Origin of the sequence: Bacillus hominis (genome assembly GCF_018332515.1) — a bacterium.
Lineage (GTDB): Bacteria > Bacillota > Bacilli > Bacillales > Bacillaceae_G > Bacillus_A > Bacillus_A hominis.
In genome coordinates this window covers 1-7,730 of the sequence record NZ_BOQD01000091.1, presented here as the reverse complement: position 1 = coordinate 7,730, position 7,730 = coordinate 1, and the positions used below count along the sequence as shown (strand labels likewise).

Sequence of the window (7,730 nt, the reverse complement as noted above, 5' to 3'; positions counted from 1 at the left end):
ATAAAACATTGATTCTATTGAGTTCTGCGTATCACTTCATCATCTATCACTCTATTTCTATTATATCCATTCAAAACGCATAGTTATTATTTATTATTTGACAATAACGTAACAATGCAAAAAAACTAAGTAGTTACGTATACATATACACTTATTACTTTGTACAATACTTTAGAAATATATTCTTTTCATAAAAAAACAGCTACTAGCATTTAGCCAGCAGCTGGGTAACTTATAAACAATTTTGAAAACAAGTCTTCTGTCGTTTCTGTAATTTTATCAAATATATCGCTTTCTTCAGCTTCTTGTTCTTTTAACATCTTAATTGTTTCACGTGCATCTTCAGGATAATCGGTAATGATACCATCTACGTTTAACTTATAATATGCCTTTAAACTTTCCATATCATTTACTGTCCATACGTAAATTGGCTTATTTAACTTCCTTGCTTCTTTTACTAATTTTTTATTTAACATGTATTCTTCTGCTACATAAAAATCAGCCTTCACATTCTTTAAGTTAGCTCTACTTGCATACAGTATATATCCTACTTTTATATCTGGATTTGCACGCTTAAACTCTTTAATAAGGGGATAATGTAATGTTTGAATAACGCATTGTTTCTCAAAGTCATTATCTTTAATTGTTTTTAATACTTTATTTACGAAGTCCTTCTCATTACCGTGAAGCTTCACTTCTATATTGAGTTTTATTTTATTTTTTGAAAGCTTAATAATCTCATCTAATGTACTAATTTCTCCTGTGAGCCCATCTTGACTAAGAGTAAGCTCCCTTAGCTCATCCATCGTCAAATCTGATACATGCACATTCGCATTCGCAAGACGTTTCAACTTCAAATCATGTATGACTGCTAGTTCGCCATCTTTTGTTTGCAAGACATCTATTTCAGCATAGTCTGCTTTTGCATCAATGGCACCTTGCACTGCTTCTTTCGTATTCTCTACACCTTTTGATATATATCCACGGTGCGCCATAATAATTGGTTCTTTATATGTGTTTGAAATAAAGGTCACAATGAAGGCAACGACCATTCCAGCAGTAATAATTCCTACAATATATACACCAATGAATTTCCAGCGATGTTTTTGGAAGAAACATTTATCTGCTTTTGATTTTGAATAATCTAATCCTTCTTCTAGTAAAACATCTTCGACTGGAACCTTTTGTAAATACAATCTTGTAATCGCCATAATATAAAACGGTGTTACGATAAAACTAAATAAATACAATGTACTCGTTAAAAATACAGAGATTGTTGATTCAGCTAATAATGCAAATGTTCCTTGCGGATTCGTAAACTCATAAACGCCCCATAGGCACAATAAATATATTCCAAAAAATACAATATACACGATCCCTATCGAAATAAAAAATCCTACTAAAAAGAACAATACTTTAAAAAAGCTTTCTTTTACTAAAACTGCACTTTTACGTGCTGCCATGCGAAATGACTTTTGCTCTAATACAACAATAGGTAGGACAAAAATCCAACGAAGGTTCAAATACGCAACTACAGCAAAGAACGTGTAATAACCCACTTGCCCCATCGTTGTCTTAAACAGTTCTCCTGTAATAAAGTTAGGAATTTGAATTTGCGGGATTAATGCTGTTTCATACCCCATATTTAAAAGAGGTAACAATACGACAGCATATAAAATAAATCCTGGTAAGCAATATGTGAAAAGAGTAGGTAAATACGTTACCGTTTTATATAAAATCGGACGTAATTTCACCTTTTGTCTTTTATGAGCGAAATACGAAATAATAATAAGTACCGCAAATTCCGTAAAAATAAGAAACAGTGCTAACAATGACAAAATTACGATTGCCAATATGCCGTATGGTGTCTTTAAAAACGCTAATAATTCATCGTTCGTTGCATTTGCATAACCACCAAAATACAATAACTTATTAAAAATGATCCCAAATAGCGGGACAAATACAATCGCTGCTAATAATTTATAAGCAAGTTGAAAGGTTAATACATTCCAAAAAGCAAATCTAACTGTTTGAAAGGAATGTCCCATTACTCCTGGTATAGATAGTTTTTTACGGTGTTGCATATATTCCTCCAAATTCTAAAACGGTATTTGAGATGGATTTCCAGTTCCAATCCATCTTTTTAATAATAATATATTCCGCTTAACATGAACACTCTTATACATACAACGAAAAAAGTGATGGTTACTTCCCATCACTTTTTTCATTTCCTCTATTTTTTCTCTAGTCCTTGTCCAAATGCTTTTAAGAAACTAAAACCAAATGTAATTGCTCTATTGATATCTGGATCTTTTAATACCTTAAAGAAATCCATCACTTTTGTTTTCTTTCCGTTTTTCAGCTCATCCGTTGCAAATTGTAATCCAGTGACTAAACTAGATGTTATTTGTTTCGTTATTTCTGGGTCCACTGAAGATAATGCCTCTCCTGCCCCCATCATATTGTTTAATGCATTTTTTACTGGTTCACGATTTAATTGTTCAACAGCTATTTTGGAAACATCTTCTTTGGCAGCAAGTAAACTAATTGCTGCATCTAAAATTCCAGCTTTTTGCAACTGCGCTAATAGCTGCATCGTCTCTTCTACTGCTTCTCTATTTTCAGCTAGATCATTTAACAGTTCATCTGTTATTTGCTGTTTTTTTTCTTCTTCTGTTACAATCTTCTTTCTAATTAAAGTAATCTCTTTTGCCATGATCCCCGCCCCCTAATTCTGGTCCACAAGTGATACGTATTGTTTTCTTTGCCACTTTTGCTCGATTTCAACACCATTTTGCGGATGACGTTTTTTATCTCTCGGGTTTGAAGATGGTAACGGACGATTTCCTTTTTCACGTAATACGCGCAGTTTCACCATTGTTTGTTTATAAGCTGGTGTACACGTGTAAATGTCTGTTGCTGTTCCTGTTAAAATATTGATTGCCTCTTCATTTACTGTCGCATGCATCGGCAAATATAACTCATTTCCAGTTACACGATCTGTAACAAGCGCTTGTACTTTAATCTTTCCAAATGGTGATGCTAACTCTACAAGCCCACCATCTTTCACATTACGCTCTTTAGCAAGTTCAGGTGAAATTTCAACAAATACTTCAGACACTTTAGATAAAATGCCAGCCGACTTATTCGTCATATTTCCTTCATGGAAATGCTCTAGCATACGGCCATTATTTAATAGTAAATCATACTCATCTGGTGCTACAACTGGCGGAACCCATTCATCTAGTGATAAACGTGCTAACTTATCTGGGAAATTAAATCCATCTACATATAATAATGGTGTATCACTACCATCATGGCTACCCCAACATAAACTATTCCAGCCTTCTAAACGGTCATACGTTGCTTGTGAGTATAACGGGGCAAGCGATGCAATTTCATCCATAATTTCACTTGGACTTCCATAATTCCAGTCTCCGCCCAGTGCACGGGCTACTTTTTGTAAAATCCACCAGTCTGGTTTCGAATCACCGAGCGGCTTTAATACTTCATATAATCTTTGAATACGACGCTCTGTATTCGTAAATGTCCCCTCTTTTTCTAAGCTTGGTGCTGCTGGTAAAATAACATCAGCAAAACGAGCTGTTTTCGATAAGAACATATCTTGCACAACAAGGAAGTCTAGATTCGATAATATATGTTGTACATGGTTGGCATTTGAATCTACTAAAGCCATTTCTTCTCCCATAACATACATACCACGCAGTTTTCCTTCTTCGGCCGCAAGTAACATTGCGATATTATTTAATCCCGGTTCTTTTGGAATGGTAGTACCATATGCTTTTTCAAATTTCGCACGATGCACATCATCTGAAACCGCTTGGTAACCTGGAAGCCAGTTCGGTAATGTCGCCATATCACAAGCACCTTGTACGTTATTATGCCCGCGTAACGGATACGCACCTGCACCAGGACGACGGTAGTTACCTGTAACGAGAAGTAAATTTGAAATTGCTGCCGACGTTGTACTTCCTCCTGTATTTTGAGTTACACCCATTCCCCAAAGTACACAAGTACCATCTGCTTCATATACCATACGGGCCATTTCTTTTAACTGAGCTTTAGAGATCCCCGTAATTTTTTCTGTATAATCAAGCGTATATTTTTCTAGCATTTTGCTATACTCATCAAAGTTCTTCACATTTTCAGCTATGAACTTTTTATCGTGCCAATCTTGATCGATAATATATTTCGTAATACCAGCAAGCCATACGTAATCAGTTCCTTGACTCGGATGAACAAATATATCAGCACGCTCAGCCATTTCATGTTTACGAAGGTCTGCTACAATTAGTTTTTGTTCATGTAATTTATGAGCACGCTTCACTCTCGTTGCAAGTACAGGATGTCCTTCTGTTGGATTTGCACCAACAATAATAACAAGACCTGCCTCAGCAATATCTTTCACTGTTCCAGCATCTCCGCCCATACCGACAGTTTTAAATAAACCATCTGTTGCTGGTGATTGGCAATAACGGGAACAGTTATCTACATTATTTGTTCCATATATTTGACGAGCTAGTTTTTGCATAAGATAGTTTTCTTCATTTGTTACTTTCGAAGAAGAAATAAACCCAAACGCATCGCTACCATATTCTGATTTAATATGTTGCATATTAGATGCAACAACTTCAAGAGCCTCTTCCCATGAAGCCTCAACAAACATATCCCCTTGGCGAATTAACGGCTTTGTAATACGCTCTTCACTGTTCACAAAGTCCCATCCAAATTTGCCTTTTACACATGTGGAAATACCATTAACCGGTGCATCTGAAACAGGTTGCACCTTTAAAATTTGACGTTCTTTCGTCCATACTTCAAATGAACAACCTACACCACAAAATGTACAAACTGTTTTTGTTTTATTAATTTTCGTCTTACGCATCGCGGACTCTACTTCTGAAACTGCTAAAATACTGCTATATCCAGGCTCTACATCTTTTACAAAATCAATCATCGGATTTAGCACATCTGGTTTTAAACCAGTCATAAATCCAGCTTCTCCTAGCATCGTTTTTTCCATTAATGCGTTACACGGGCAAACTGTTACACACTGCCCACAACTAACACAAGACGAGTCATTTATACTCACACCATTGTCCCAAATAACACGTGGACGGTCTAAACTCCAATCAATTGATAAAGTTTCATTTACTTGTAAATTTTGACATACTTCTACACACTGCCCACAAGCAATGCATTGATTTGGATCGTATCGATAGAATGGATGCGATGTATCCACTTCACATGCACTTACTTTCGGTTCATACGGATATTTCTGTTCTTCAATCTCCATCATATGTACTGTATTATGGACTTTACAGTTACCATTATTGTTATCACATACTGTACAATACAATAAATGATTCTCTAATATTCGATCCATTGCCTCAGTCTGCGCCTCTTTAGCACGCTGCGATTGTCTTTCAATATGCATACCCTCTTCTAGCTTTGTTGAACAAGCACGCATTAACTTCCCATCTACTTCTACAATACATGTATCACAGGTTTGAATAGGATCTACCTCTGGTACATGACAAATTTGAGGATGTTCTAAATTACTTTCATTAAATAATTGGAGTATCGTCTTTTCACCTGATGCAAAAAGCTCTTTACCATCAACGGTTACACGGACTGTCTGTTCTGTCATAGTTTCCCCTCTCCTTACAACTCACTGTACAATACAATTATGAATCCGTTTTCAAAAACGTATTTCTGTACATATTTTTGAAACGCTCTGCCCGAATACTTTTCTTGTGAAGTCGATTCTCGATGTTATAAGGTATAGCTACGCAAGCTTGAAAATGTCACTATTCTACAAATCTATTATATCGTACACATACAATAATAACCAAAATAATCTGCCATCTTTCTGATAGTAGATGCTTTTATTTTTTCGATGTTTTATGATAAATATGGAGAAAAATACATATAAAGGGGAATTTAATATGGGGCCTACTCAAGAAACGCATACAATTGTACGCTATCAATCCGGTACATTTTCAAAACAAACTGATGATGTTGTTACAGAATTTCCTATTACAATTAAGTTAAATAGCGAAGAATACGTAACAGTTGTATGCACTCCTAATTACATTGAAGATATGGTAATTGGTTTTTTAATTTCTGAAGGAATTCTTTCTTCTTATAAAGATATTGAAGAATTATGGGTCCAAAAGGAAAACGGAATTGCCCATGTAAAATCATCAAAAATTAATCCACTCTATCAAAATTTATATAATAAAAGATACGTAACTTCTTGTTGCGGAAAAAGTAGACAAGGTTTTGTTTTCGTCAATGATGCCGCAAAAGCAAAAGAGTTACACGATATACGTATAACTATTACTCCAGAAGAATGTTTTCACCTAATGACTTCCTTACAACAATCTTCAACTACATTTCGCCAAACAGGTGGTGTGCACAATACCGCGTTATGTGATCGGAAAAATATTCTCGTATCAAGAATGGATATCGGAAGACACAATGCACTAGATAAAATATACGGTCATTGTTTACGAAATAATATATCTGTTCGAGGGAAAATCATCGCGTTTAGCGGGCGCATCTCATCTGAAATTTTGTTAAAGGTTTCAAAAATCGGTTGCGAAATTGTTCTATCTAAATCAGCTCCAACTAAACTAGCTCTGCAACTAGCCCATGATTTAGGTATTACCGTAGTAGGATTTATTCGTTCTGGATCTTGCAATATTTATACACATCCAGAACGAATCGATGGATATAAAACAAAAAATTAAATTCGAAACACAAAATGACTCCTTTGCATAGGAGTCATTTTAGTTATAAAAATACAATATATTAAACACTTGAATAGTTAATAAAGTTAATATATAATTTCATTACATAAACAAAAAGACAAACATAGTAGCATAATCTTTTCATTCTTTTACAAATTAAGAAAGAATAGTCACAGCATGCATTTACAAAGTAAAACTATACTCACTCTTATGAAGATAATGAATTAAATTTGGATCAACCAAGGAGGTTACAACTATGGAAATTCGCTTATTAACAACAGAGGACGCAGAAATATATTTAAAAGTTTGTATGGAAGGTTTAACGAAAAACCCTGAAGCTTTTAGCTCTTCTTATGAAGATGTTCTTAAACATGAGGATCCTGTATCTGCCATGGCAAAACGATTAAGCAATCCGGATAAGTATACTCTAGGTGTTTTCAAGGATAACGATTTAATCGGTATTGCTACTCTAGAAACAAAGCCATTTATTAAGCAAGAGCATAAGGCAAAAATCGGCTCCGTTTTTGTTTCTCCAAAAGCGCGTGGCCTCGGCGCTGGACGCGCTTTAATTAAAGCGATTATTGAAAATGCCGATAAATTACATGTAGAACAGCTCATGCTCGATGTTGTTGCTAATAACACTGCTGCAAAAAAATTATATGATTCCCTCGGCTTCCAAACTTACGGTGTGCAAGAACGGTCCTTAAAGCATAATGGCCAATATTGGGACGAAGAGCATATGGTTTTATTCTTAAATAATTAACATTTTAATATAATTTTTCAAAAGCATCTTCTTATTAATTAAGATGCTTTTTTCATTACAACAATGTAATCTTCATGTCACCTTTATCGATCGTTCCAATCCTTTCCATTCGTTATACTAAAAATATAAAGTGAAACTTTACTCAGTGGGAAGCCTCATCCCCCACTGAGTATTAGCCTTCACCAATCGGG

5 protein-coding genes are annotated in these 7,730 nt (G+C 35.0%); 2 read left to right on the top strand and 3 right to left on the bottom strand.

The features are described from left to right. Positions 1 to 212 precede the first annotated feature (212 nt). The 3 genes from KI356_RS10705 to fdhF all read right to left on the bottom strand — a co-directional run bounded on the left by KI356_RS10705 (position 213) and on the right by fdhF (position 5,671). Positions 213 to 2,084, bottom strand: a complete 1,872-nt coding sequence (locus KI356_RS10705) for a glycerophosphoryl diester phosphodiesterase membrane domain-containing protein (protein ID WP_128282774.1) — start codon at positions 2,082 to 2,084, stop codon at positions 213 to 215. A gap of 149 nt (positions 2,085 to 2,233) precedes the next feature. Beyond that, complete coding sequence (locus KI356_RS10700; protein WP_212935400.1) at positions 2,234 to 2,716, bottom strand: helical membrane plugin domain-containing protein; 483 nt, start codon at positions 2,714 to 2,716, stop codon at positions 2,234 to 2,236. A 12-nt stretch (positions 2,717 to 2,728) separates the two neighbouring features. After that, complete coding sequence (gene fdhF, locus KI356_RS10695) at positions 2,729 to 5,671, bottom strand: formate dehydrogenase subunit alpha (RefSeq protein WP_128282772.1); 2,943 nt, start codon at positions 5,669 to 5,671, stop codon at positions 2,729 to 2,731. A 298-nt stretch (positions 5,672 to 5,969) separates the two neighbouring features. Between fdhF and fdhD the strand changes: the two genes are divergently transcribed. Together fdhD and KI356_RS10685 are read left to right on the top strand one after the other, a co-directional pair. Further along, a complete protein-coding gene (fdhD, locus tag KI356_RS10690; protein ID WP_212935399.1) occupies positions 5,970 to 6,776 on the top strand; it encodes a formate dehydrogenase accessory sulfurtransferase FdhD in 807 nt (268 codons plus the stop codon). Positions 6,777 to 7,032: 256 nt separating this feature from the next. Further along, entirely contained in the window at positions 7,033 to 7,539 is a 507-nt protein-coding gene (locus KI356_RS10685; protein WP_128282770.1) for a GNAT family N-acetyltransferase, read from the top strand. Positions 7,540 to 7,730 lie beyond the last annotated feature (191 nt).

Excerpts from the sequence above, each read along its gene's own strand:
- KI356_RS10705 (WP_128282774.1), bottom strand. The coding sequence starts at position 2,084 with ATGCAACACCGTAAAAAACTATCTATACCAGGAGTAATGGGACATTCC.
- KI356_RS10700 (WP_212935400.1), bottom strand. The coding sequence starts at position 2,716 with ATGGCAAAAGAGATTACTTTAATTAGAAAGAAGATTGTAACAGAAGAA.
- fdhF (WP_128282772.1), bottom strand. The coding sequence starts at position 5,671 with ATGACAGAACAGACAGTCCGTGTAACCGTTGATGGTAAAGAGCTTTTT.
- fdhD (WP_212935399.1), top strand. The coding sequence starts at position 5,970 with ATGGGGCCTACTCAAGAAACGCATACAATTGTACGCTATCAATCCGGT.
- KI356_RS10685 (WP_128282770.1), top strand. The coding sequence starts at position 7,033 with ATGGAAATTCGCTTATTAACAACAGAGGACGCAGAAATATATTTAAAA.